22 protein-coding genes and 1 pseudogene are annotated in these 25,149 nt (G+C 30.1%); 16 read left to right on the forward strand and 7 right to left on the reverse strand.

The window, feature by feature from the left end:
• Positions 1 to 6 precede the first annotated feature (6 nt).
• Both FBF22_RS06655 and FBF22_RS06660 read left to right on the forward strand, forming a co-directional pair.
• A complete protein-coding gene (locus FBF22_RS06655; RefSeq protein WP_002856450.1) occupies positions 7 to 576 on the forward strand; it encodes a phospholipid-binding protein MlaC in 570 nt (189 codons plus the stop codon).
• Positions 576 to 3,047, forward strand: coding sequence for an RND family transporter (locus FBF22_RS06660; protein WP_002884161.1), 2,472 nt, complete (start codon positions 576 to 578; stop codon positions 3,045 to 3,047). Before FBF22_RS06655 ends, FBF22_RS06660 begins: the two co-directional genes overlap by 1 nt.
• A gap of 30 nt (positions 3,048 to 3,077) precedes the next feature.
• Here FBF22_RS06660 and rdgB read toward each other — a convergent pair whose 3' ends face one another.
• Positions 3,078 to 3,680 (reverse strand): RdgB/HAM1 family non-canonical purine NTP pyrophosphatase, encoded by a 603-nt coding sequence (gene rdgB, locus FBF22_RS06665; protein WP_002884160.1) that lies wholly within the window; start codon positions 3,678 to 3,680, stop codon positions 3,078 to 3,080.
• A gap of 165 nt (positions 3,681 to 3,845) precedes the next feature.
• On the opposite strand from rdgB, the gene FBF22_RS06670 reads away from it, so the two are divergent.
• Entirely contained in the window at positions 3,846 to 5,147 is a 1,302-nt protein-coding gene (locus FBF22_RS06670; RefSeq protein WP_002884159.1) for an MFS transporter, read from the forward strand.
• Here FBF22_RS06670 and FBF22_RS06675 read toward each other — a convergent pair.
• Complete coding sequence (locus tag FBF22_RS06675) at positions 5,144 to 6,817, reverse strand: 4Fe-4S dicluster domain-containing protein (RefSeq protein WP_165433261.1); 1,674 nt, start codon at positions 6,815 to 6,817, stop codon at positions 5,144 to 5,146. The two genes, FBF22_RS06670 and FBF22_RS06675, sit on opposite strands and share 4 nt — an antisense overlap.
• 77 nt (positions 6,818 to 6,894) lie before the next feature.
• Between FBF22_RS06675 and selA the strand changes: the two genes are divergently transcribed.
• The 4 genes from selA to FBF22_RS06695 are packed head-to-tail and all read left to right on the forward strand — an operon-like array spanning position 6,895 to position 11,314.
• A complete protein-coding gene (gene selA / locus FBF22_RS06680) occupies positions 6,895 to 8,217 on the forward strand; it encodes an L-seryl-tRNA(Sec) selenium transferase (protein ID WP_052777761.1) in 1,323 nt (440 codons plus the stop codon).
• Entirely contained in the window at positions 8,214 to 10,019 is a 1,806-nt protein-coding gene (selB, locus tag FBF22_RS06685; protein WP_002884156.1) for a selenocysteine-specific translation elongation factor, read from the forward strand. The genes selA and selB overlap by 4 nt, the downstream gene beginning before the upstream one ends.
• 48 nt (positions 10,020 to 10,067) lie before the next feature.
• A complete protein-coding gene (locus FBF22_RS06690) occupies positions 10,068 to 10,778 on the forward strand; it encodes a DsbA family protein (protein WP_002855861.1) in 711 nt (236 codons plus the stop codon).
• A 5-nt stretch (positions 10,779 to 10,783) separates the two neighbouring features.
• The gene (locus FBF22_RS06695) at positions 10,784 to 11,314 is read left to right on the forward strand and encodes a hypothetical protein (protein ID WP_002884155.1); all 531 of its coding nucleotides are present in this window, start codon (positions 10,784 to 10,786) and stop codon (positions 11,312 to 11,314) included.
• 44 nt (positions 11,315 to 11,358) lie between these two features.
• Here FBF22_RS06695 and fldA read toward each other — a convergent pair whose 3' ends face one another.
• The 3 genes from fldA to FBF22_RS06710 are packed head-to-tail and all read right to left on the reverse strand — an operon-like array spanning position 11,359 to position 12,862.
• Positions 11,359 to 11,850 carry a flavodoxin FldA gene (gene fldA / locus FBF22_RS06700; RefSeq protein WP_002855629.1) on the reverse strand — a complete coding sequence of 164 codons (492 nt, stop codon included), beginning with the start codon at positions 11,848 to 11,850 and terminating at the stop codon, positions 11,359 to 11,361.
• Positions 11,850 to 12,545 (reverse strand): hypothetical protein, encoded by a 696-nt coding sequence (locus tag FBF22_RS06705; protein ID WP_002884154.1) that lies wholly within the window; start codon positions 12,543 to 12,545, stop codon positions 11,850 to 11,852. Before FBF22_RS06705 ends, fldA begins: the two co-directional genes overlap by 1 nt.
• Positions 12,546 to 12,547: 2 nt before the next feature.
• Complete coding sequence (locus FBF22_RS06710) at positions 12,548 to 12,862, reverse strand: DUF2325 domain-containing protein (RefSeq protein WP_002855637.1); 315 nt, start codon at positions 12,860 to 12,862, stop codon at positions 12,548 to 12,550.
• Positions 12,863 to 13,032: 170 nt separating this feature from the next.
• Here FBF22_RS06710 and FBF22_RS06715 point away from each other — a divergent pair, with 170 nt between their 5' ends.
• Together FBF22_RS06715 and FBF22_RS06720 are read left to right on the forward strand one after the other, a co-directional pair.
• Positions 13,033 to 14,457: a catalase gene (locus tag FBF22_RS06715; RefSeq protein ID WP_002885231.1), complete on the forward strand. Its 1,425-nt coding sequence runs from the start codon at positions 13,033 to 13,035 to the stop codon at positions 14,455 to 14,457.
• Between the two features lie 56 nt (positions 14,458 to 14,513).
• Complete coding sequence (locus FBF22_RS06720) at positions 14,514 to 14,984, forward strand: Cj1386 family hemin-binding protein (RefSeq protein ID WP_002868475.1); 471 nt, start codon at positions 14,514 to 14,516, stop codon at positions 14,982 to 14,984.
• On the opposite strand, the gene FBF22_RS06725 is transcribed toward FBF22_RS06720, so the two are convergent.
• Positions 14,985 to 15,641 carry a transcriptional regulator gene (locus FBF22_RS06725; protein ID WP_002858310.1) on the reverse strand — a complete coding sequence of 219 codons (657 nt, stop codon included), beginning with the start codon at positions 15,639 to 15,641 and terminating at the stop codon, positions 14,985 to 14,987.
• Between the two features lie 167 nt (positions 15,642 to 15,808).
• Between FBF22_RS06725 and FBF22_RS06730 the strand changes: the two genes are divergently transcribed.
• From FBF22_RS06730 to feoB, 7 genes and pseudogenes are all read left to right on the forward strand, one after another.
• Positions 15,809 to 16,171 carry a RidA family protein gene (locus tag FBF22_RS06730; protein WP_002885233.1) on the forward strand — a complete coding sequence of 121 codons (363 nt, stop codon included), beginning with the start codon at positions 15,809 to 15,811 and terminating at the stop codon, positions 16,169 to 16,171.
• A gap of 3 nt (positions 16,172 to 16,174) precedes the next feature.
• Positions 16,175 to 17,614, forward strand: coding sequence for a C4-dicarboxylate transporter DcuC (gene dcuC / locus FBF22_RS06735; protein ID WP_002885236.1), 1,440 nt, complete (start codon positions 16,175 to 16,177; stop codon positions 17,612 to 17,614).
• A 12-nt stretch (positions 17,615 to 17,626) separates the two neighbouring features.
• A complete protein-coding gene (locus tag FBF22_RS06740) occupies positions 17,627 to 18,790 on the forward strand; it encodes a PLP-dependent aspartate aminotransferase family protein (protein ID WP_002885237.1) in 1,164 nt (387 codons plus the stop codon).
• A 9-nt stretch (positions 18,791 to 18,799) separates the two neighbouring features.
• On the forward strand, positions 18,800 to 20,167 hold the full coding sequence (gene purB / locus FBF22_RS06745) for an adenylosuccinate lyase (protein WP_002885239.1): 1,368 nt from the start codon (positions 18,800 to 18,802) through the stop codon (positions 20,165 to 20,167).
• A gap of 8 nt (positions 20,168 to 20,175) precedes the next feature.
• On the forward strand, positions 20,176 to 21,516 hold the full coding sequence (locus FBF22_RS06750) for an MmgE/PrpD family protein (RefSeq protein WP_038401648.1): 1,341 nt from the start codon (positions 20,176 to 20,178) through the stop codon (positions 21,514 to 21,516).
• Positions 21,517 to 21,597: 81 nt separating this feature from the next.
• Positions 21,598 to 21,822, forward strand: coding sequence for a ferrous iron transport protein A (locus tag FBF22_RS06755; RefSeq protein WP_002779147.1), 225 nt, complete (start codon positions 21,598 to 21,600; stop codon positions 21,820 to 21,822).
• Positions 21,819 to 23,659 (forward strand): annotated as a pseudogene (gene feoB / locus FBF22_RS06760) (ferrous iron transport protein B). Before FBF22_RS06755 ends, feoB begins: the two are co-directional and overlap by 4 nt.
• Here feoB and FBF22_RS06765 read toward each other — a convergent pair.
• Positions 23,656 to 25,149, reverse strand: coding sequence for a hydrogenase small subunit (locus FBF22_RS06765; RefSeq protein WP_165433260.1), 1,494 nt, complete (start codon positions 25,147 to 25,149; stop codon positions 23,656 to 23,658). The pseudogene feoB and the gene FBF22_RS06765 sit on opposite strands and share 4 nt — an antisense overlap.

Consider the following 25,149-nt stretch of genomic DNA (forward strand, 5'->3'; position numbering starts at 1 on the left):
AAAATAATGAAAAAAATATTTTTAATCTTGGCTTTATTTTTTAATGCTTTTGCCTTGCAGCTAGATGAAATTTCTAGTACTATGCAAAAAAACATTGATGCAAGCTTAAAACTTTTACAAGATAGCAAAGAAGACAAAAAACAAGCTGCTGATGGAATTTTTAAACTTTTTGATAGCATAATAGATTATAAACTCATGGCAAAACTCAGTCTTTCGAAAAATTATTCTAAATTAAATCCAAAAGAACAAGAAAAATTTACCACAGCCTTTGAAGCAAGTCTTAAAAAAAGTTTTACCGATAAACTCAGTCTTTATAAAGATCAGGTTTTAAAGGTCAAAAATGGTGAGTTAAAAAATGAAAAACGCTATTTTTTAACCACTTCTATGGTAGTAGATGGGGAAGAAAAAAATATCATTTTCAAATTTTACAATGATAATAACAACTGGCTTGTTTATGATGTAGATGTTTTAGGTGTGAGTATAGTACAAACTTATAGATCACAATTTGGAGATATTTTAGCCAACCAAGGCTTTGATGCCCTACTTCAAAAACTTGAGAGTATTGTCATAGAATAATGTTTGCAAAGCTTTTAAAGTTTTTTATTTCTCGTCCAAAAAGTACTTTTTTTGGAACCTTGTTTATATGCCTGTTTTTAAGCTTTTTTGCTTTTAAGCTTAGCGTAGATGCAAGTGCTGAAAGTTTACTTTTAGAAGATGATGCAGATTTAAAAACTTTTAGAGAAATTTCAAAACATTATAAAAGTGATAATTTTTTACTTTTAGCCTTCAAACCCTATGATGAAAAACCTTTTTCAAATGAAAATTTAGCCAAATTAAAAAAACTTCATGAAGAATTAGAAAAGGCCCCTTTAGTAGAGCGCGTTTTTAGCATCATCAATGCCCCTTTGCTTCAAAGTTCACAAAATACGGATTTAAAAGAACTGTTAAAAAATATCCCAAACATAGAAAGCCAAGATATAAACCGCACAAAAGCCCGAAACGAAATTTTAAATAGTCCCTTTTATAAAAATAATATCATCTCAAAAGATGGAAAAGTAACAGGGCTTATTATTTACTTAAAGCCTGATACAGTTTATAATGATCTTGTAGAAAAACGCGATCTTGCTACCGATGAAAAAGAAAAAGATCAAATTCGTCTTGCTATAAAAAAACATCAAGACAAGCAAAAAGTTATCACGAAACAAAGTCTAGATACTATTAAAAGCATAGTTCGAAATTATGAAAAAAATAAAGATACGCTCTACCTTGGTGGCGTAAGCATGATCGCTGATGATATGATAGCTTATATAAAATCTGATCTTGTACTCTATGGTGTTTCTCTTGTATTTTTACTAGGACTTGCACTTTATTATTTTTTCCGTTCATGGCGCTTTGTTTTTTTACCTCTTTTTATTTGTTTTATAAGCTTAAGTGCAGCTAGTGGAGTTTTTGCACTTTTAAATTTTCAAATCACAGTTATTTCATCAAATTACATTGCTTTGGTTTTAATTATCACCTTAAGTGTAGTTGTTCATTTAATCACGCATTTTATCGAAAGCACTCAAAATCATCCCAAAGCTAAAGTTGAGCGCATAGTGCTTGAAACCTTACTAGCCAAAGCAAATCCTAGCCTTTATGCCATTGTTACAACGATGATAGGATTTTTTTCTTTAATGCTTTCAAATATCGAACCTATCATAAAACTTGGTATTATGATGAGTATAGGTATAGGTTTAGCTCTTATCTTTAGTTATTTATTTTTAGCAAGTATCTTAGTTCTTTTGAAACCAAAAAACTATCATAAAAAAGAGTTTAAATTTAATCTTTTAGCCTTTTGTGCTAAAACCGCTCTTGATCCTAAAAAGCGTCGCATGATTTATGGAATTTCAGTTCTTGCTATAATCTTAGCTTTAATAGGCATTTCAAAACTCAGAGTTGAAAATTCTTTTGTCAATTATTTCAAAGATGGCAGTGAAATCAAAAAAGGACTTTTGGTTATTGATAAAAATCTAGGTGGAACCTTGCCTTTAGAAGTCATCATTCGTTTTCCAAATAATAAAAACGATCAAAATACAAGCAATACTCTTGATAGTTTTGAAAGCGAATTTGAAAATTTAGCCACACAAGAAACTTATTGGTTTGACTCTAAAAAAACACGCATTGCAAAAAAAGTTCATGAATTTTTAGAAAATAAAGAATTTGTAGGCTCGATTTTAAGTCTTAATAGTCTTTTAACCCTAGGGAAAAATATCAACGATGGAAAAGAGTTAGATGATTTTGCTCTTGCGTTTTTAAATGAGAATTTACCTGCTAAATTTAAACAAGACTTACTTTCACCTTTTGTAAGTATAGAGAATAACGAGTTAAGATTTAGTATGCGTATTGTTGATTCTGATCCGAATTTAAGACGTAATGAATTTTTAATAGATCTTAAAAAACAGCTCAACGAGCTTGTAAAAAATGATGGAGTAGAAGTTCAAATCACAGGTATAATGGTACTTTATAATAATATGCTCCAAAGTCTTTTTTCATCGCAATTTGATACTCTTATATTTGTAATTTTAGCTATTTTTATACTTTTTATCATTGTTTTTAGAGATTTAAAATTTTCAGTTGCGGCTATATTGGTAAATGTTATTCCTTTAAGTGTGGTTTTTGCTCTTATGGGGCTTTTAGGTATTCCTTTGGATATGATGAGTATTACTATAGCTGCTATTGCTATAGGTATAGGCGTTGATGATGCTATACATTATATTTATCGTTTTAGGGAAGAAATTAAAAACAAAAGCCTAGAAGAAGCCATTATGATTTCTCACCTTAGTATAGGTTCGGCACTTTATTATACCACAATTAGCATAGTTTTAGGTTTTAGTGTTATGATGAGTAGTAATTTCATTCCAACGATTTATTTTGGAATTTTAACCGTTTTTGTAATGATTTTGCTTTTAAGTGGAAGTTTGTTCTTATTACCAAGCTTTTTAATCACTATTTATTCTAAGAAAACCAAGTTTCCAAACCAACATAAAGAGCATATATTAAAACAATAATAGCTATATATTTTAAAAAATTTTTCATTTTTATCCTTTTGTTAAAATCTTTAAAATGATTTTTGCAAGCTCTAAAGCTTTAAAACGATGAGAGATGTTATTCTTCTCATCCACGCTAAGCTGGGCTAAGGTTTTATCAAAACCCTTTGGAATAAAAAGGCTATCATAGCCAAAACCATTTTCACCTTTTTCTGTATCTATTACTTTTCCATGCATGGTTCCATGCGTACTAAATTCCCCCATCAAACCTACCATAGCAATAGCAGCAACATAATGCGCCTTACTTTGTTTAAAACCTTTTTTTATCATTTCATTTACAAGCTTATCACGATTACTTTTATCATCGCCCTTACTGCTAAATCGAGCAGAATAAATTCCTGGATTTCCTTCTAAAACATCTACACAAATACCACTATCATCACTTAAAACGATAAAATCTTTTTTTTGCTTTTCATCCAAAGCATTAAAAACCGCTCTTGCTTTAATCAAAGCATTTTCTTTAAAAGTTTTTCCATTTTCTTCAATCTCAAAAGGCGTTAAAACTTCATCAAAAGCATAAATTTCAAAATCTTTTAAAATTTCTTTAAGTTCTAAAACCTTATGCTTATTACTCGTAGCTAGGATAATCTTCATAACAAAAGCTCCAAAATAATATCAAAACAAAAATATGATTTTATAAAATTTATCCTTGTGTGTAGCTTTTAAATATCAAATGATAAAGCGATGTTAATCAATGCTTAATCCATTTCATAGTAAAATTATCCTAATTTAAATTTCAAATTTAATAGGAAATTGATAATGCTAAATAATGTCTTACCCTTATCTTTCATAGTTGGAACAAGGTTTTTTGGGCTTTTTATAGTTTTGCCAGTTTTAAGTCTTTATGCTTTAAAACTTGAAGGTGCTAATGAATTTTTAGTGGGACTTTTAGTTGGTGTTTATGCCTTAACCCAAATGATTTTACAAATGCCTTTTGGGATTTTAAGTGATAAAATTGGTCGTAAAAAAACCATGCTCATTGGACTGATTATTTTTATAATAGGCTCTTTAATCTGCTCTTTTGCGGAAAATATCTACACCATGCTTTTAGGAAGAATGCTCCAAGGTGCAGGGGCCATTGGAGCAGTAGCTACGGCAATGATAAGTGATTTTATCACAGAAGAAAATCGTGGTAAAGCCATGGCGGTAATGGGTTCTTTTATAGGACTTAGTTTTGCAGCTTCTATGGTAATCTCTCCTTTAATGAGTGTAAAATGGGGTTTATCTAGCCTTTTTGATCTTAGTGTAGCTTTGTCTCTTTTATGTATAATTTTACTTTATACTGTTGTACCTAAAGAAAATAAAATCACTCATGAAAATGAAAAAACTCCTTTTTTTCATCTTATTAAACAAAAAAATTTAGCCCTTATGAATCTTACTAATTTCATGCAAAAAATGCTTATGAGTATAGCATTTTTAAGCATTCCTATTATTCTAGTAAAACATTTAGGCTTTGCTTCTGATAAACTTTGGATTGTTTATAGCGCTTCTATGGTGGCAGGTTTTATCGCTATGGGCTTTGCTGGAAGTTTAGGCGAAAAAAGAGGTTTAGCTAAACAAATTTTACTCTTAGGAATTGTTTTTTTCATACTTGCTTATCTTTTTTTTACTTTTAGTAATTCTATAGATTTTTTTATCATAGCAGTTGTGATTTTTTTTATAGGTTTTAATTTACACGAGCCTATTATGCAAAGTTGTGCATCAAAATTTTGTAAAGTTCATGAAAAAGGCGCAGCATTAGGGTTGTTTAATGCTTTTGGATATGGTGGAAGTTTTATAGGTGGTATTATCGGAGGGATATTTTTACATCTAGATGCCTTAAATCTTTTAGCTATTATTTTAGTAATTTTAGCTCTAATTTGGCTTGTGGCATTATTTTTCTTAAAAAATCCAGCTGATTTTAAAAACCTTTATCTACCTTTAGAAACACCTTTAAATTTCAGTACTTTTAGTGAAAATTTAGGGGTTGTAGATATTTATAAAAACTCTAAAAATCTTGTTGTTAAATTTGATAGCAAACTTACAAATAAAGAAGAATTAGAAGGCAAAATTAAGATCTAATTTTGCCCCGCAAAACCCATTGCTTTTATCATCACTTTTGCCTTGCAATCTGCACAGCAATAAAGTGTTTTGATTTTATTTTCATCATTACCAAATTTAGGTTTCATTAAATTGGCTATTTTTTCTACAGCTTTTTTGGTGGCAAATTCTTTACCACATTCTATACAGGCAAAAAGCTCATCTTTTGCCATGGTTTGATATTCAAAATAAGAAGCTCTAAACTCCATTCCACTACGAACTAATTTTAAAGTATCTTTTTCGGCACAACTTAACTCACAATACCCACAAGTCGTGCAAAGAGAGGCATTAAATTTCAAAGCATTTTCTTGTTTATCAGCGATTAAAGCTCCTACATTACAGGCACCCACACAAGAAAGACAAAGCGTACAGGTGTTAGGATTAATTTCTACCTTACCATAACGCAACCATTCACCACTTTCTATACTGCCAAAATCTTCATTTTTTATCATTTCCTGCATTCTTTTGGCAAAATTTTCTCTTGTAGTTAAGGTGTTATTATGAAAATCATATTTTAAATCTTGTATGAATTCTTGCTCTTTTAAAACATTTTGCAATTCTTTTTCATCTTTAGCAACAAAAATAGCTTTTTTTTGAAATTTTCTCTCAAAAAAAGTATTTAAAAGTACAATAGCCTCATTGCTACCACGAGATACAAAATCCGTATAAAAAACCAAATTTGCTCCACTATTTTGCAAAAGCGTTAAAAAATGCATAGAAGAAAGCCATTTTTCACCCTCTATCATAAAGGGTAAAACATCTTTTGGTAAAGCAAGATTTAAATTTTCTAAAGACATTTTTTTGGGAATAATTAAAATTTTTTTATCTTTATAAAACTCACAAAGGGTAAAAAAACTTTCTCTTGGCATAGGAGCATAATCAAGCGATCCGCTAGGACACACGCTAATACATCCTCCACAACCCAAACAATCCACTTGAGAAAATTCCAAATGTTTATTTTCATCATCTTTTAAAATCGCCACAGTAGGACAAATTTCAGCACATTTTGCACAATGCTCACTGCGTCTTTCGTGGTATTGACACACGCTAGCATTATAGCTAATATAAGTTTTATAATGATATTTTGGACTTTTGCTTTGTAAAAACTCAAGCAATACTTCAAGATTTTCAAAATTTAAAAGATTATAACATCCGCTTTGTCTTGTAAAATCTTTACGCACAACGCTTAAATCTTCAGCTTTAAAAAGTAAAAAATCAAAATCTATTTCCACTTCTTCGCCTTGATTTTTAACCACAGCACAAAGCTCCCCTACACTTCCAAAAACAGCTAAAATTTCTGCACTGCTTAAAGCAATAACCTTAAATCCATGTTCTTTTAAAAACTCTACGGTTTGAGTATCACTATCTACTAAAATCAAACGATTTTGCACTTCTTTGCTTTGTTCTAAATCAAGCCCTAAATCATAAACGCTAGCCCTTGCTTCATAAAGCGTTAAAACATTTTTACTTTGCTCTAAAATTTCATCTTGAGAATTTTTAAAATAAAAATTAATCTCAGGGGCATAAATTTGTGCTTTTTGATTTTTATCATTGCAAATTAATACTTCTTTATCATTTACCTGATCTAAAATTTCAATAGCATCGGGCAAAGGGATCAAAACATCATTTTTTATATAAACAAAATCTTGCATTGTCTTCCTTAATCTCTTTAAAACATCATTTTATAAATTCTATGTTAAAATAACCAAATATTTTCTTAAGGCTTAAGATGAACAAATTTAGAACTTTTCCACAAATTAACACTCTTATTGAAGATGAGAGTTTAAAATCCTATCCTTTTTATATCAAAGCATTTTTTTGTAAAAAAGTTGTCGCAAAACTAAAAGAAAATTTTTCCCAAGATGAAATTTCTAAAGATAAACTACTTTTAGAAATCAAAAAAGAAATCAAAACTTTTTACCGCAAAGATTTACAAAGTGTGATTAATGCAAGCGGAGTGGTTATACACACAAACCTTGGTAGAAGTGTAATCCATGAAAAACTTTATGAAGCGTGTAAAGATATAATTTGTAATTATTCTAATGTAGAGTTTGATTTAGAAAATGGAAAAAGAGGTTCTCGCTATGCTTTGGTGTTGGAAAAACTTAAAATGCTTTTTGAATGTGAAGATGCTTTAGTGGTCAATAACAACGCTGCAGCAGTTTTTTTAGTGCTTAATTCTCTTTGTTATGATAAAGAAGTCATAAGCTCAAGAGGAGAACTTGTAGAAATTGGCGGAAGTTTTCGCATACCTGAAGTGATAAGATCTGCAGGTGTAAAGCTTTGTGAAGTTGGAACTAGCAACAAAACACACTTAAAAGACTATGAACAAGCTATCAATGAAAATACCGCTCTAATTTTAAAAACCCACAAGTCTAATTTCTCTCTTATGGGTTTTCACAGTGAAGTAAATATAAAAGACCTACATGAACTAGCAAAAGAAAAAGGGCTTTTGAGTTATTATGATCTAGGTTCTGGCTGGTGTGAAAATTTAAACGAAAAACTGATTAAAAATGAACCTAAAATCAAAAAACTCGTGCAAGAATGTGATATTTTAAGTTTTAGTGGAGATAAACTTTTTGGTAGTGTGCAAGCAGGCATTATACTTGGAAAAAAAGAACTCATAGAAAAGCTTAAACAAAATCAACTTTTAAGAATGCTAAGAGTGGATAAATTAACCCTATCTTTTTTAAACGAAAGCTTAAAAGCTTATTTACAAAAAGATTATGAAAAAATTATTACCTTAAAACTTTTAAATGATGACTTATCCTTTATAGAGAAAAAAGCTTTAAGAGTGCAAAAAGAATTAAAATTTCAAACCCAGCTTAAAAAAAGCAAAAGTTTAGTAGGAGGAGGTTCTATGCCTGATAAAAGTTTACATACTTATATACTAACTTTTCAAGGAGATGCTTTAAAACTACAAACTCGATTTAGAAAAGAAAATATTATAGGACGCATTGAAAATGATGAATTTGTTCTTGATTTTAGAACTATACGAGAAAATGAACTTCAAAAACTTATTCTTACAATCAATCAAATGGAAAACTTATGAAATCTGTTATTATAGGAACTGCAGGACATATTGATCATGGAAAAACTTCACTCATTAAAGCTTTAAATGGTTTTGAAGGCGATAGTTTAAAAGAAGAACAAGAAAGACAAATCACCATTAATTTAAGTTTTTCAAATCTTGAATTAAAAGATAAAAACATTTCTTTTATCGATGTTCCAGGACATAAAGATTTGGTTAAAACTATGGTAAGTGGAGCTTTTGGCTTTAGTGTTTGTTTATTTGTCGTAGATATTAACGAAGGTTTAAAAGAACAAAGTTTAGAACATTTAGAAATTTTAAAAATTCTTGATATTAAAAATATCATTTTAGTGCTTAGCAAATGCGATCTTTGTGAAAATATAGAGCAAAAAAGTGTAGAAATTTTAGAAGAGTTAAAAAATTTAGATTATCCCATTTTAAAAGTATTTCGCACCAGTATAAAAAATAATCAAGGCATAGAAGAATTAAAAAATTATCTTTATACCATAGAAAACAAAGAAAACGAAGAAGAGCTGATTTTTCATTATTATATCGATAGAGTTTTTTCTCTAAAAGGCATAGGAACCGTCGTTACAGGCAGCTTGAATGAAGGAAGTATCACTTTAAATGAAAAAATCATCTGCTTAGACACTCAAAAAGAACTCATTGTTAAAAATATACAAAATCACGATATCAATCTAGAACAAATCAAAGCTTGTAACCGTGTGGCTTTGAGTTTAAATTGTGATTATAAAGAGTTAAAAAAAGGTTATTTGCTAAGTAAAAAAGGTTATTTTAAAGCCTTTAAAGAATGCGATGCTTTAGTTAAAGCAAAAAATTTACAAAATAGCAAAATGATTTTTTGCGTGGGTTCAAGACAAATAGAATGCAAAATAAATATATTAAAAAAACTAGAAAATGATGAATTTTTTGTGCATTTTAGTTTTGATAAAAATGTATTTTTAAGTTTTGATGAGGCTTTTATTTTATTACAAAACAATCGTGTTATAGGCGGTGGTAAGGTTTTAAATCCTTTAAGCGAACCTTTAAAAAAAGAACAAAAAAATAAATTTTTAATGTTTTTGAAAAATAAAGATTTTAAAGCAGCTTTTTCTTTCTTAAAAGACGCACATAAATATGGTTTTGGTTTGCTTTCAAGCTATCAAAGATTTAAACTCTCTCATCAAAAAGCATTGAAATTAGCAAAAGAATTAAATCAAGTATTTGTCGATGAAAAAAATCTTAATATATATCATTTACAAAGCCTAGAAGAAATTAAAAATTTCATCAAATTCATACTTGAAAAAAATCCTTATGCCATGCTTTCAGCACATTCTTTAGCTTTAAGGATTACTTGGGCAAGTGAAAATTTTTGCGAACTTGGGCTTAAAGAGATGTCAAATTTATTGGATTTTCAAAATGGAATTTATTTTAAAAAAGGCATAGATTTTGAAAAACTTCAAGAAAAAAACAATAATCAATTATATGAAATTTTAAAAAAACAAGGTATTAAACCCGAAGCTCCTTATAATCTTTATGATTTTTTAGAACTTGATAGAAAAAGCGGGGACAATATACTCAAAAAACTTACCCAAAAAGGCTTGGTTGTAAGACTTTCACACAATCTTTTTATAGAAAAACAAGCTCTTGAAAAACTTATGCAAGAATGTTTAAATTTATTAAAAAATCAAAGTCTTGATGTGCAAAGTATGAAAGAATATTTTAATCTTTCAAGAAAGTATGCTATTGCTTATTTAGAATACTTAGACAAATTTCCTCAAGTAAGTAAAGAAGCTGAAAAAAGATTTTTAACAAACATTTAGAAAATCATTATAGAATTAAACATAATTTATTTAAAGGATTTATAAACTATGAAAAAATTAAGTTTAATTCTTGCCTGTTCAGCATCTTTGTTTGCTGCAAGTAATTCAGAAATTAGTGATTTTTATTCAAAAAGCATTAAAGCACAATTTCCAAATGCTACCGTTAGTGTATCAAATCGTCAAAAGGTTGGTAATACGGGTTTTGAAAGTGTTATTGTAAGCGTTGAATTAAATGGACAAAAACAAGAAAACATTCTTTTTACAAAAGATAGTCTTATTACCCCTGATCTTATCGACTTGAAAACGGGAATTTCTTATGCTCAAGAATATGAAATGAAAAAATTTCAAGAAGCAAGAGAAAATTTTACAAAAAATGCTAAAGCTGTAGCACAAAAAGAAACCATGGTAATAGCTTTGGGAGATAAAAATAAACCTGCAATTTATGTTTTTTCGGATCCTGAATGCCCTTATTGTAGAGAACATTTAGCTCAAATTGATGATGAACTTAAAAACTATCAAGTTAATTATATTTTAACTCCAGTACATGGAAAATCTGCTTTTGAAAAATCCGCTCTAATCTACAAAGAAGCAAAAAAAGCAAAAAATGATAAAGAAAAAATCGCAATTTTAAACAAATACTATGATGCAAATATCAAAAATTATCCAAAAGTAAGTGATGCAGAATTAAAAGAAGTTTTTTCCTTATATGAAAAATATCGCTCATTAGGTCTTAGCGCTACTCCAACTATTATTAAATAAACCTAATGTCTAAATTTGCTTTAATTTTAAGCTTTTTTATAGCACTCTTTATGAGTGCTTGCACCAATGCAACTTTCATACAAAGCTTTATTCAAACAAGCAATGAAGGCATTTTTATCAGATCGCAAAAACAACAAAGTTTTAAAATTTCCTTTCAAAATCCTAGCCAACTTCGAACTACTTTGGATAGAGATTTGGCTTTAAAACTTAAAAATTTAGGCTTAAAAGAAGTAAAAGAGAATGCAGATTATGAAATTTTAATCAATCTTGTAGATATGAAAAAGCATTCTTATGCTCAAAAAATCACAACTTCAGCAAGATTTTTTTATGATTTTGATCCTTTGGAAAGTGATGGAGAATGGATGGTAGAAAACTACTATACTATGCAAGTTAATTTACAAATCAACTCTAAAAATCACAATTCTCAAAAAACAAGTCTTCTTGCAAGAACAGCTTATCTTGGAAATAAAGAACGCTGTCAATTATCTTTAGAAAATAAAATTATAAATCAAATAGTGAGTTTTTTTTATTTTTAAGAAAAGACAATCAAGAGTATAAAAACTCTTGATTTTAAGAATTATTAAGCAAAATAAGGTTTGATTTGTTCTACCCAAGCATCAATTCTTGATTCAGTTTGATCTTCTTGATTATCATTGTCAAGAGCAAGTCCAACAAATTTACCATCTACAACCGCATCGCTTGCTTCAAATGTATAACCATCAGTTGAAACTTCTCCTACCAAATTTGCACCTGCATCTTTTAAATTTTGAGCTAATTTACCCATGCCGCCACAAAAAGTATCAGAATAACTTTCACTATCACCCATACCAAATACAGCTACAGTTTTTCCACCAAGACTAAGCCCTGAAAAATCAAAACCATCCCAATCATCTTGTAAATCACCACTTCCCCAAGTTGAAGTTCCACAAATTAATTTATCGTAAGAATTCATTTTAGCTGCATCAATATCTGAGATATTAAAAACATCGCTAATTCCAAGTTTTGAAGCAATTGTATTAGCCGCTCCTTCTGTATTTCCCATAGCACTACCATAGATTACTGCTACTGACATTATTTTCTCCTTATAATTTGATTTGATATTTTATACGGAACTAATTTTAACATAGTTTTGTTTAAATCACACAAAAAATGTTTTATTTCAATAAAATGTGTGAAATTTTTGTTACGCGGACAAACAATATAAAATTTTTCAAAATTGTTTTCTTTTATTAAATTCAATAATCCATGAATTTCATTTTCAATTTTTAAATTATGTGTATTAATCTCTTTGCAAAGTGGTAAAATTGCAAATTTCTTATCTATTATAATAAGATCACCATCTTGATCTATATTTTTTCCATTATTTTGAAAAGAAACCTTATCATAAACATAAGAGCTAAATAAAATTTGCGCATCAAAACAAATGCCATAAAGATAAATTCTTAAAAGTCTTAAAAAATCGACATTTTTAGATATTTTAGTATTAAAAATTAAGCTTTTTCTTTTTTGAAAGCAAAAAGCGTATGCATTAAGCTTGATATTTATATTTTGAATCTTACCAAATGAAACATGCATTATATCATGTAAAAAATTTCCAAATATCATTTTTAAACTCTTGGTATTTTTTGCATATAAAAGAGGAATTTTTAGATCGCTATCAACGCTCGCATTATATTGAGTTAAAAAAGTCAACATAAGCTCTTGATTGTTTAAATAATGATAAATTTGCGGTATAAATTCTCGCTTATCATCAAATCCAAATAACATCTTTAACCTTTATAGCAAGAAAATTCTTTATTAAGATTAAAAATTTTACAATATTCACAATACACACAACTTACACTTCTTTTTGCACAAACTAATGGAATTTTGCGCTTTTTAGCTTCATTTTTGATTTTTTTCATAGTATTATGATTTAAAAAGCTTGTTAACATTACTATACATTCTGTATCACAAGGAATCGGCTTGCGATTAACTCTATTTTCATTACGCGCATCCCAGTGTTCTATTTTTTTAGCACCTAAATCATGTAAAACAGCTCTAATAGGAGTGATTTCATCTGCACCAATAACCAAAACTGACATAAATTCTCCTTTGTGATTTTTAAAATATATTTTGATAATTATTATTATAATATAAAAAAACTAAATTTATTTTGAAATTTATCATGAATAAAATAAAATTATTCAGTTAATTTTAATTTTTAATAGATATAATTTATCAATTAATAAAATTTATTATTTAGGAGAAAACAATGAAAAAATTGACTAACGATTTTGGAAACATTATAGCCGATAACCAAAATTCATTAAGCGCGGGCGCAAAAGGACCTTTACTTATGCAAGATTATCTTTTGCTTGAAAAACTTGCTCATCAAAATAGAGAAAGAATTCCAGAAAGAACCGTTCATGCTAAGGGAAGTGGAGCTTATGGCGAAATAAAAATTACAGCAGACTTAAGTGCTTATACCAAAGCTAAAATTTTTCAAAAAGGCGAAGTTACTCCATTATTTTTACGCTTTTCAACAGTAGCAGGTGAAGCAGGTGCAGCAGATGCTGAACGCGATGTGAGAGGTTTTGCTATTAAATTTTACACCAAAGAAGGAAACTGGGACTTGGTAGGAAATAACACTCCGACATTCTTCATCCGTGATGCTTATAAATTCCCTGATTTTATCCATACTCAAAAAAGAGATCCAAGAACACATTTAAGAAGCAATAATGCTGCTTGGGATTTTTGGAGTTTATGTCCTGAAAGCTTACATCAAGTAACCATTCTTATGAGTGATAGAGGAATTCCTGCAAGTTATCGTCATATGCATGGATTTGGAAGCCATACTTATAGTTTTATTAATGATAAAAATGAAAGATTTTGGGTGAAATTCCATTTTAAAACCCAACAAGGGATTAAAAATCTTACCAACCAAGAAGCTGCAGAGCTTATAGCAAAGGATAGGGAAAGTCATCAAAGAGATCTCTATAATGCTATAGAAAATAAAGATTTTCCAAAATGGAAAGTTCAAGTTCAAATTCTTGCTGAAAAAGATATAGAAAAGCTTGGATTTAATCCTTTTGATTTAACAAAAATTTGGCCTCATAGTCTTGTACCTTTGATGGATATAGGCGAAATGATTCTAAACAAAAATCCTCAAAATTATTTTAATGAAGTTGAACAAGCTGCCTTTAGTCCAAGCAATATCATTCCTGGAATTGGCTTTAGCCCTGATAAAATGTTGCAAGCTAGAATTTTTTCATATCCTGATGCACAAAGATATAGAATAGGAACTAATTATCATCTTTTACCAGTAAATCGTGCAAAAAGCGAAGTGAATACTTACAATGTCGCTGGTGCTATGAATTTTGATAGTTATAAAAATGATGCTGCTTATTATGAACCAAACAGCTATAATAATAGCCCAAAAGAAGACAAAAGCTATCTTGAACCTGATTTAGTCTTAGAAGGCGTAGCACAAAGATATGCTCCACTAGATAATGACTTTTATACTCAACCAAGAGCTTTATTTAATCTTATGAATGATGATCAAAAAACTCAACTTTTTCATAATATCGCCGCTTCTATGGAGGGAGTTGATGAAAAAATTATCACTAGAGCTTTAGAACATTTTGAAAAAATTTCACCTGATTATGCAAAAGGAATTAAAAAAGCTTTAGAAAAATAATTTTTACTTGCCACTTTTGGTGGCAAACTAAAGATTATAATAATTAAGGAAAAACAATGACAACTCTTAGTTTAGAAGAAGAAAAAAGATTTGAAGAGCTTTGCAAAATGGCTTTTAATTTTGCAAGAAATAATGAATGTGAAAATCTTAAAATCATGATAGAAGCAGGTTTAAATATAAATTTAAAAACTCATAAAGGCGATAGCTTGCTTATGCTTGCAGCTTATAATAATTCTTATGAAAGCGCTAAAATGCTTTTAGAAAAAGGTGCAAAAGTAGATGAAAAAAACGATCGTGGACAAACCCCATTAGCAGGAGTTTGTTTTAAAGGATACTTACCTATGTGTGAACTTTTAGTTAAATATGGAGCAAATATTGATGAAAACAATGGTTTAGGAATGACACCTTATACTTTTGCTATTATGTTTGGACGCAAAGATGTGGCAGAATTTTTACTCAAAAAATCTAAAAATAATTTTTTAAAGAAAATAAGCCTAAAAATACTAAAATTTATCAAAAAATTTTAGTTATTTTTTAAATTTCTTCAGATACCTATAGACACTAGGTTCTGAAATTTTTAAAAATTTTGCTACGATAGGAACCGCCCCTTTTATATTAAAAATACCTTTTTCATATAGCTTTTCAGCAATTTCTTCTTTTTGAGTAATGCTTAATTGATAATCAGAATTTAAATAACTAGAATCTACGCTTTGAACTAAAATATCCTCTATCGAGTGACTTAATGTTTCTATACTTGAATCATTTTGAGAAAAACTAATATTTCCTAAAATATCACCCATATCTCCAATTTTTTCTAAATCAATCATCTTGCATATTAAATCTCTCATAATGCTAGTATCATGATTGATACACAAAATACCTACTAATTTGTCATGATTTTTAATAAAAAAAGTAGATCCTCTAATTAATTTTGATTTTCCAACAAGAGCCTTATAATCACATAAAAAATCTTTTTCTAAATATTTTTTATTTTGCATAAGCTCACTTGCAAAAGCAGTCAAGGGAGAATCTAAACTTCTTCCACTAATGTGACTGTTAGCAATTGCTGCAATATAGGCCCCATCTTCAGTAATTACATGAAAAACTATCTCATATTGCTCACCTAAAACTTCTCCTAAAAAATATGTCAACTTTATAAATTGTTGTTTTTGTCCCTCATCCATAAAACTGCCTTCAATAAAAAATTAATATAATATTAAATTCTACTCTTTATACTTTAAAACATTTCTTAAAAATAAAATTTTATTATTATGATAATAAACTATTGACAAATTATTATTGTAGTGATAAAATGCATTCTGCTTAATCTATATTTAACAAAGGAGAATTCATGTCAAACTATCCAAAGGCCATTGGTCCATACTCAGCTTACAGAGAAGTAAATGGACTTTTATTTATATCAGGACAACTTCCTATCAACCCTGATTCAGGCAAAATAGAAAGCCATGATATCAAAGAACAAACCAAACAATCTTTGAAAAATATCGGTGCTATCTTAGAAGAAAATGGTATCAGTTATGATAAAGTGGTTAAAACCACTTGCTTTTTAGCTGATATTAATGATTTTGTAGCATTTAATGAAATTTATGCTGAATTTTTTAAAGCTCCTTATCCAGCAAGAAGTGCTTTTGCAGTAAAAGATCTACCAAAAAAAGCTAAAGTAGAGATAGAGGTCATCGCTCAAAAAGGATAAAATATGCTAGGTATTGTTTTTTCTTTATTTAGTGTTTTTTTACTTGTTTTTATGCTTTATAAAAAAATCAATGCTCACATGGCACTACTTTTAAGTGGTTTGCTTTTACTTTCCTTAGCTGCTATTTTTGGACTTTCTCCACACATTGTTACCAAAGATTCTTTAAATCTAGGTTTTTTTGATATTTTTCAAGTTTTTAATCAAACCATGTCAAGTACATTAGCAGAGCTTGGACTTACACTTATGACTATAGCAGGTTTTTCTGCTTATATGGATCATGTAGGGGCTTCTTATGCACTTTTTAAAGTTTTTGAAAAACCTTTAAAAGCCGTAAAATCTCCTTATGTTTTACTCATAGTTGCTTATTTTATCGTGCAATTTTTAGTTCTTTTCATCCCTTCTCACGCAGGCTTGGCACTTTTACTTATGGTTACTATGTATCCTATACTTGTACGCTCTGGTGTTTCAAAACTTTCTGCCTTAAGTGTGATTGCTATTTGTCAATATATCGATCATGGACCTGGAAGTGGAAATGTGATCATGGCCTCAGAAAAAGCTGAAGTTGATCCTGCAATTTATTTTGTTCATTATCAACTCCCTACAACCTTGCCTATCATTATAACTGTAAGTATTGCAATATATCTTTGCAATAAATTTTTTGACAAAAAAGATAATTTTGTCTTCAATGCGCAAGAAATTGAAAAAGAACTAAATGAAAATGAAGGTAAAGAAAAAGAACTTAAAAAGCCTCCTAGAATTTATGCGATTTTACCTATAATTCCTTTGGTTTTAATCCTAGGATTTAGTTCCGTGCTTGATAGCATCTTGGTTTTAATGGGAATAAGTAGTGCCCAAGAAGTTAAAGCAGCTGCTAACACTGCAATTAAAATGAATGTTCCAGTAGCAATGGTGATTTCAACTTTTGTGGCTATTATTTTTGAAATGATACGCTATAAAAGTATAGTAGAAACTCTTAATTCTATGATGATTTTCTTTAAAGGAATGGGACATTTATTTGTTATCACAGTTTCACTCATCGTTTGTGGTCAAGTATTTGCAAGTGGTCTTTTATCTGTAGGTTTTGTAGATACTTTAATAGAATTTTGCAAAAATGCAGGATTTGGAGTTTTGGCTATTATTATCGCTGTTTCAATCTTACTTGCGGTTTGTGCTTTCTTAATGGGTTCAGGAAATGCGGCATTTTTTAGCTTTGCTCCACTTATCCCAAATATAGCAAAACACTTTGGAGTTGAAGCTATCACTATGATAGCACCGATTCAAATCATGACGGGCTTTGGAAGATGTGTTAGTCCTATTGCACCAGCGATCTTAGCTATCTCAGCTATTGCAAGAGTAAGTCCTTTTGCCGTGGTTAAAAGAACAGCTATTCCTATGCTTGTAGCGGCTATTGTAAATGTTATTATGACTTATATCTATCTTTAAAAAGGAGAAAAAATGAACTCAAAAACTAAACTTATTCATTGCGGTAGAGGTGATCAAAATGTTGAAGTAAGATCAGTCAATCCTACACTTATGCGTGCATCAACCATACTTTTTAAAGATCACGCAACTTGGCAAAAATACAGAGAATTAAGAAAAACAGATCGTGTTTTAAGTTATGGAGCTAGAGGAACAACAACCAATTTTGAACTTGAAAAACTTATTTGCACTCTAGAGGGTGGTTATAGAGCACAACTTTTCCCAACAGGACTTGCAGCATTAGCTATGGTGCTTTTAAACTATGCAAGCAAAGATACACATTTTTTAATCACTGATGCAATTTATGGGCCTGTAAGAACGATTTGTGAATTATTTTTAGAAAAAATGGGCATTGAAATTGATTTTTTAAAAGCTGATGCAAGTGATGTAGAAGAAAAAATCAAACCTAATACCAAGCTTATCTTATGCGAAAGTCCAGGTTCTATACTTTATGAAATCATAGATTTACCAAAACTTTGCAAAATTGCCCATGCGCATAATATCCCTGTAGCTATTGACAATACTTATTCTAGTGGATATTTTCTAAATCCTTTAGAACTTGGAGTGGATATTTCAGTTATCGCCGCTACAAAATATCTTAGTGGACACTCTGATGTAACCATGGGTATAGTAGTAATCAACGAAAAAGAATGGAAAAATTTTGACAAACTTCCAGAAGCTTTAGGCTTTACAACAAGCCCTGATGATGCTTACTTAGTACTTCGTGGTATGAGAACACTAGATGTAAGAATGAAAGCTCATGAAAAAAGTGCTGATGAAATTGTAGAGTTTTTACAAAGCAGAAAAGAAATTAAAACAATTTTCTATCCAAAACTCAAATCCCACTCAAATCATGAAATTTTCATGCGTGATCATAAAGGTGCAAATGGTATGATTACCATAGAATTTGCAGAAGGTTATAACAAAGAGGATGCTATTAAATTTGTAGATGAGTTAGAATATTTTTCTATAGGTGCTAGCTGGGGTGGCTATGAAAGTTTAGCAACTGTAACTACTCCACCAAGAACTGCAACAGACTGGAGCAAAAGAGGTCCATTTGTAAGATTTCATATAGGACTTGAAGATACTAAAGATTTAATTGCTGATTTAGCTAAGGCTTTTGATAGTATTAAAAAATAAGGAAATAAAATGACTGGAATTAGCGTATTTGATCATAAATTATTAGCAGATTCATGGAGCACGCAGGAAATGCGTGCTATTTTTTGCGAACAAAACCGCATACAAAAATGGCTCGATGTTGAAGCAGCTTTAGCAAAAGCACAAGCAAAACTTAAAATTATCCCTAAAAAAGCAGCTGATGAGATCGCAAAAAAAGCTCATTATAAATTTATGGATATGGACTTTATCTTTGCTGAATTTAAAAAAACCAAACACCCTTTAGTTCCTACTGTAAGAGGATTAGAAAAAGCTTGCGATAATAATTTAGGTGAATATGTACATTTTGGAGTAACTACTCAAGATATCATCGATACGGGACTGGTTTTACAATTTAAAGAAGCAATGACTCTTGTAAAAAGCGAATTAAAAGCTATCGCAAAAGCCTTAGCGAAACTAGCTAAAACCCATAAAAACACTGCTATGATGGGAAGAACTTTAGCACTTCAGGCTTTGCCTATTACTTTTGGACATAAAGTGGCTATTTGGTTAAGCGAACTTGAGCGTCATTTTGAAAGAATACTTGAACTTGAAAAAAGACTTTATGTAGGCAGTATAGTAGGCGCTGTAGGAACTAAAGCAAGTTTAAGTGATGAGTGCAATGAAGTAGAAAAACTCACTTTAGAAAATTTAGGACTTGATGTGCCTAATATTTCTTGGCAGAGCGCACGTGATCGCTTTATAGAACTTGGTTTTGTACTAGGCAATATCAACGCAACCTTTAACAAAATCGCTCATGAAATTTTAATCCTTTCACATAATGAAATTGATGAAGTTGCTGAACCTTTTGGCAAAGGACAAGTAGGATCAAGCACTATGCCACACAAAAGAAATCCTGCAGTAAGCGAAAATGCAGTTACAGTAAGCAATGCCTTTAAGGCAAATTTAGCCATTTTAAGCGATATTGAAAGACATGAACATGAAAGAGATGGTCAAGTTTGGAAAATGGAATGGAAGCTTTTACCTGAAATGTTTTTAATGCTTTCTGTGGTTTTAGCAAATATGAAATTCGCTCTTAGTGATTTAGAAGTAAAAAAAGACAAAATGCTTAAAAATTTAAATACTCTTAATGGTTTTGTTTTAGCAGAGCGTGTTATGTTTGCATTAAGTGATCATTATGGAAAACAACATGCCCATGAAATTGTTTATGAAAATGCTATGCTAGGTATAGAAAAACAAAAAACTTTTAAAGAAGTTTTACTTACAGATAAAAGAGTATCTAAGGTATTGAAAGAAAAAGAAATTGATGCTTTACTTGATGCAACAACCTATGTAGGATATGCACCAAAACTTGTAGATGAATTTTTAGCAAAAATCAAAAATAGCGCTATCTTAAAATAGGAAAAATCATGTTCTATAGTGAAATTTTAGCGGATTTTATTTTCAATCTTCAGTATGAAAATATCCCTAATACAGTTGTTCAAAGAGCTAAAGAACTTATGCTTGATAGCCTTGGAACAGCTATAGCAGCAAGCAAGGAAGAATGCATTTTAAACGCCTTTAAAGCTTTTGAAAATTTAAGCACAGAAAAAAATACCCCTGTATGGGTAAATGATAAAAAATTAGATCCTATTTATGCAGCCATGCTAAATGGCATTGCTTCTCATGCGTTAGATTTTGACGATACGCATACAGAAGCGATTTTACATGCAAGTGCGATTTTAACTCCTCTTTGTTTAAGTTATGGTTTTCATATCAGTAAAGATGCTAAAAAAATTATAAAAGCTTTTATTGTTGGCTGGGAAGTTGCTGCTAGAGTAGGTATTGCAAGTAAGGGAACTTTTCATAAGCGTGGTTTTCACACTACAGCTATCGCTGGGATTTTTGGAAGCGTAAGTGCAAGTGCAATCTTGCTAGATCTTAACAAAGAACAAATCATCAATGCTTTAGGACTTGCAGGAAGTTTTGCAAGTGGGATTAATGAGTTTTTATCCAATGGATCTAATTCAAAAGTTTTGCATATTGCCAATGCTATTAAAAACGGTATTATAGTAGCTCATTTTGCTAAAAACCATATGAGTGGACCTTTGAGTATTTTTGAAGGTAGGAATAATATCTTTAAATGTTTTGGCATAGAAGAAGAATGCGATAAAACAGAACTTAGCAAAGCCTTAGGTGAAATTTGGCAAACCATGCAAGTTTCTATAAAGCCTTATCCAAGTTGTCATTTTGCTCATGGGCTTATTGATTGTGCTATTGCTTTAAAAAATGATGGTTTAAAAGCTGATGAAATTAAAAGTATTCATTGCTTTGTAGATGAAGTTCCTATTTCTTTTATCTGCGATCCTTTGGAAGCAAAATACACTCCAAATAGTGCTTATGAAGCTAAATTTTCCATGCCTTTTTTAATGGCTCTAGGATTCTTTGATGGTAAAATCACTCTTGAATCTTATGAAAATTTAAAGCGTAAAGAAGTACTAGAATTTGCTAAAAAAATCAGTTACGAAAAAAGAAAATCTCAAGGCTTTCCAAAATATTTTCCAGGGCATTTAGAAGCCAGTTTGCAAGATGGACGCATAATCCAAAAAGATGTTTTTATCAATAAAGGTAATTTTGATAATCCACTAAGTTTTGAAGAATTAAAAGCTAAATTTTTAGCCAATGCACAAATTTACCTTGATAATGCTAAAGCTAACAAAATTCTAGATCAAATCATCAATCTAGAAAATTTAAACCACTTTTCTTTTTAAATATTATTCCTTCTTTTTATAAGAAGGATAATTTCATTACACTTTTTTATTATAATATTTATTATTAATTTAGGAATTACAATGACTTTAAACGAGTTAAAAGATGGACAAAAGGCTATTATTGTCAATTTAAACGCTCACAAAGAACTCAAAAATAGACTTTTAAGCTTTGGATTTATTAAAAATAAAAACTTGAAAAAAATTCACTCCTCTTTAAAAAATGCCACCATAATGGTAGAACTTGATACAAGTTGTGTTATCCTAAGATCTGATGAAGCTAAAACCATAGAAGTGAATCTTATATGAAAAAAATCAAAATAGCCCTTGTAGGTCAGCCTAATGTAGGCAAAAGTCTTCTTATTAATGCGCTTTGCAAAGCTAATATGAAAGTAGGAAATTTTAGCGGAGTTACTATAGAAAAAGCAAGTGCAAAAACTTTTTACAAAAACTATGAATTTGAAGTCATTGATTTACCAGGAACTTATTCTTTAGATGGATATAGTGAAGAAGAAAAAATCACACGCCATTTTTTAAATCAAAATGACTATGATGTTATTGTTAATGTTTTAGATGCTACCAATTTAGAACGTAATCTTATCCTTAGTGCAGAACTTTTAAGCCTTAATAAAAAAATGCTTTTAGCTTTAAATATGTGCGATGAAGCCAAAAAAGAAGGTATAGAGCTTGACACTTCTGTTTTAAGCCAAGAATTTCAAAGTCAAGTTGTTGAAATTTCAGCAAAAACAAAAGAAAATTTAGAACTTTTGCTGCAAAAAATTATTATTTTATTTGAAAGTAAATTTATTCCAAGATCTCAATTTTATACTCCGCTTTGCGAAAAAGTCCGGAAAAAGAAGATTTATTATATTTTATTAATGAACTTTCAAAAAAAATTATCACACACAAAAAAGAAGAAAGAAATTTAACCAAAAAAATCGATGTCTTACTTATCCATAAATTCTTTGGCTTACCTATATTTTTATTTTTAATGTGGCTTTTATTTCAACTCACCTTTAGCTTAGGGCAAATTCCTATGGATTATATAGAATCAGGCTTTAATGCCTTAGGTGAACTTGTTAAAAACAATATTTCTAATACCTTCATCGCTTCAGCTTTAGCTGATGGGATTATCGCAGGTGTTGGTGCTGTGATACTTTTTTTACCTAATATAATAATTTTATTTTTAGGCATAGCTCTTTTAGAAACCACAGGCTATATGTCAAGAGTAGCTTTCTTACTAGATGGAATTTTACATAAATTTGGTTTACATGGAAAAAGCTTCATTCCGCTAATCACTGGTTTTGGCTGCTCTGTGCCTGCTTTTATGGCTACACGCACGCTTAAAAATAAAAGAGATAGACTTTTAACACTCTTTGTGATTAATTTTATGAGTTGTGGGGCAAGACTTCCTGTTTATGTATTGTTTATCGGTGCATTTTTCCCAAGTGAAGAAGCGGGGAATTACCTTTTTGGAATTTATCTTCTAGGTGCTATTTTAGGGCTTATTGCGGCCAAATTCTTAAGATCCACTGCATTTCGCGGTATTGATGAACCCTTTGTGATGGAAATGCCAAAATATCGTATGCCAAATTGGCATTTAGTATGGTTTATGGTCTTTAATAAAGCTAAAATGTATCTTAAAAAAGCAGAGACCTTTATACTTGTAGCTTCCTTACTTATATGGTTTGCAAGCAATTTTCCAAACAATGAAAGCAATTTAGATGATTTTAGCGCTCAAGAAAGAGCTGTTGAGCAAAGTTATCTAGGGCAATTTGGCAAAACAATTGAGCCTATTTTTTCTCCGCTTGAGCTTGATTGGAAATTAAGCGTATCTTTAGTCAGTGGTTTGGCCGCAAAAGAAGTAATGATTTCTACCATGGGGGTGCTTTATTCTCTTGGAAAAGAAGTGGATGAAACAAGCAGTGATTTAAAAGGAATTATCACTAAAAATATACCTATACCAAGTGCAGTGGCTTTTATTTTATTTGTAATGATTTATAATCCTTGCTTTGCAGCAACTATAGTTTTTTCAAAAGAAAGTGGAAAGCTAAAATACACTCTCTTTCTATTTCTTTTTACCTGTACAAGTGCTTATATAGTAGCTTTTATAGGACTTCATATTGCTAAAATTTTATTAAATTAACTTGCTTTTAATGATGAAATTTTAGCGATATTATCTTCAAAAGCTTTTAAAATGCTATAAGCAACACCTTCAAAATCAAGTCCACCGCAAAGATAGATTAAAGTCATACGAAAAGATTTACTCACATCAAGCTTTGGTTTTTCAGCGTTCATATTTAACTTAAAATCATAAGGACTTGCATGTTTAAAAGCGTAATTTTTTGCCACAATTAAAAAATCATTCTTATCTTTTAAAAATGCGCCTTTAACTAAAATAAAGCTTATCTCAAGATATTTCCAAAAATCTTTTGAAGGCATAGGATTTTCATCAAAATTTTGTTCTATAAAAGCATAGTTTTTTTCAAAAGATTTTTTATAATTTTCTACAAGCAAAGCACCTAATTTATTTTTAGCTATATTTTGTAAAATAAGTTTTATATTGCTTTCAAATTCAAAATCTATTTGTTCTAAAATTTTAATTTGCTCTTCTAGAAAAAATTCTTGTTTTAACTCTTCATTGCAAAGTTTAGCGTAAGAAAAAATATTTGCCATAGGTTTTTCATAATTCCCAAACTCATCCCAAAAATTTTTCTCACTACAGGCTATACAACCATGTCCTGCAGCCACTGGCCAAGAAGTTTTAGCATTAAATTTCACTTTAGGACAGTTGTTGTAAGTATAAGGTCCTTTACAACCTATCTTAAATAAACAAGCTCCATTCTTTGCAGCTTCATCGTCAAAATGTTCAGCAAAAATCCCGCTTTCAAATTTCGCCTTTCTTTCACACATATCATGCAAACATTTACCATAAGCCCACACAGGACGATTTTGCTCATCAAGTTCAGGCAAAACTCCAAATAAAGCAAAAAAACTTAAAGTCGCAATGATATTTATATCACTTGGAGGACAACCTGGAATATTTACTACTTTCTGACTTAAAACTTCGCTAATACCACAAGTTTTACTAGGATTTGGATAAGCAGCCTGAATACCACCATAACTTGAACAAGTACCCACTGCAAAGATAGCCTTGGCTTTAGCGGCTAGTTTTTCTAAAATTTCATAGCCACTCTCTCCTTGCGCTCCTATAGTAAGAAAAAAGGTATCAATGGCTGCAACACCACCTTCAACCGCTAAAATAAAATCTTCTTCCAAAACATACTCTAAAAGCTCTTCAGCCTTAGTGCCATTTGCCGCCATTAAAGTTTCATGATATTCTAAAGAAAAAAAATCAAAAATAAGCTCATCAAAACTTGGCAACTCAGAACGCAACAAACTCTCTCTACACCCTGTACATTCACAAAGATGAAGCCATACTAACTTTGTTTTAGGTGCGATTTGAAAAAATCTTTGAGCAAGAGCTGGAATTTCATTGCCTAAAGATAAATGCCTAGCAAGAATTTTTACACTTTCTTCATTGATAACCTTGTCCTCTTTTAAAGTAGAATTCTCAAGTTTTTTAATGCGATCTTCAAGTATATTTTTTAATTCTTCATTGCTAAGCTTTGCCAT

Origin of the sequence: Campylobacter sp. CFSAN093260 (assembly GCF_012890095.1) — a bacterium.
GTDB lineage: Bacteria > Campylobacterota > Campylobacteria > Campylobacterales > Campylobacteraceae > Campylobacter_D > Campylobacter_D jejuni.

Coding starts and splice junctions, on each gene's coding strand:
- selA (WP_052777761.1), top strand. CDS start 6,895: ATGAACAAATTTAGAACTTTTCCACAAATTAACACTCTTATTGAAGAT.
- dcuC (WP_002885236.1), top strand. CDS start 16,175: ATGCTAGGTATTGTTTTTTCTTTATTTAGTGTTTTTTTACTTGTTTTT.
- FBF22_RS06710 (WP_002855637.1), bottom strand. CDS start 12,862: ATGTCAGTTTTGGTTATTGGTGCAGATGAAATCACTCCTATTAGAGCT.
- fldA (WP_002855629.1), bottom strand. CDS start 11,850: ATGTCAGTAGCAGTAATCTATGGTAGTGCTATGGGAAATACAGAAGGA.
- FBF22_RS06730 (WP_002885233.1), top strand. CDS start 15,809: ATGTCAAACTATCCAAAGGCCATTGGTCCATACTCAGCTTACAGAGAA.
- FBF22_RS06695 (WP_002884155.1), top strand. CDS start 10,784: ATGTCTAAATTTGCTTTAATTTTAAGCTTTTTTATAGCACTCTTTATG.
- FBF22_RS06755 (WP_002779147.1), top strand. CDS start 21,598: ATGACTTTAAACGAGTTAAAAGATGGACAAAAGGCTATTATTGTCAAT.
- FBF22_RS06670 (WP_002884159.1), top strand. CDS start 3,846: ATGCTAAATAATGTCTTACCCTTATCTTTCATAGTTGGAACAAGGTTT.
- FBF22_RS06660 (WP_002884161.1), top strand. CDS start 576: ATGTTTGCAAAGCTTTTAAAGTTTTTTATTTCTCGTCCAAAAAGTACT.
- purB (WP_002885239.1), top strand. CDS start 18,800: ATGACTGGAATTAGCGTATTTGATCATAAATTATTAGCAGATTCATGG.
- selB (WP_002884156.1), top strand. CDS start 8,214: ATGAAATCTGTTATTATAGGAACTGCAGGACATATTGATCATGGAAAA.
- FBF22_RS06750 (WP_038401648.1), top strand. CDS start 20,176: ATGTTCTATAGTGAAATTTTAGCGGATTTTATTTTCAATCTTCAGTAT.
- FBF22_RS06765 (WP_165433260.1), bottom strand. CDS start 25,149: ATGGCAAAGCTTAGCAATGAAGAATTAAAAAATATACTTGAAGATCGC.
- FBF22_RS06675 (WP_165433261.1), bottom strand. CDS start 6,817: ATGCAAGATTTTGTTTATATAAAAAATGATGTTTTGATCCCTTTGCCC.
- FBF22_RS06705 (WP_002884154.1), bottom strand. CDS start 12,545: ATGTTATTTGGATTTGATGATAAGCGAGAATTTATACCGCAAATTTAT.
- FBF22_RS06690 (WP_002855861.1), top strand. CDS start 10,068: ATGAAAAAATTAAGTTTAATTCTTGCCTGTTCAGCATCTTTGTTTGCT.
- FBF22_RS06715 (WP_002885231.1), top strand. CDS start 13,033: ATGAAAAAATTGACTAACGATTTTGGAAACATTATAGCCGATAACCAA.
- FBF22_RS06720 (WP_002868475.1), top strand. CDS start 14,514: ATGACAACTCTTAGTTTAGAAGAAGAAAAAAGATTTGAAGAGCTTTGC.
- FBF22_RS06655 (WP_002856450.1), top strand. CDS start 7: ATGAAAAAAATATTTTTAATCTTGGCTTTATTTTTTAATGCTTTTGCC.
- FBF22_RS06725 (WP_002858310.1), bottom strand. CDS start 15,641: ATGGATGAGGGACAAAAACAACAATTTATAAAGTTGACATATTTTTTA.
- rdgB (WP_002884160.1), bottom strand. CDS start 3,680: ATGAAGATTATCCTAGCTACGAGTAATAAGCATAAGGTTTTAGAACTT.
- FBF22_RS06740 (WP_002885237.1), top strand. CDS start 17,627: ATGAACTCAAAAACTAAACTTATTCATTGCGGTAGAGGTGATCAAAAT.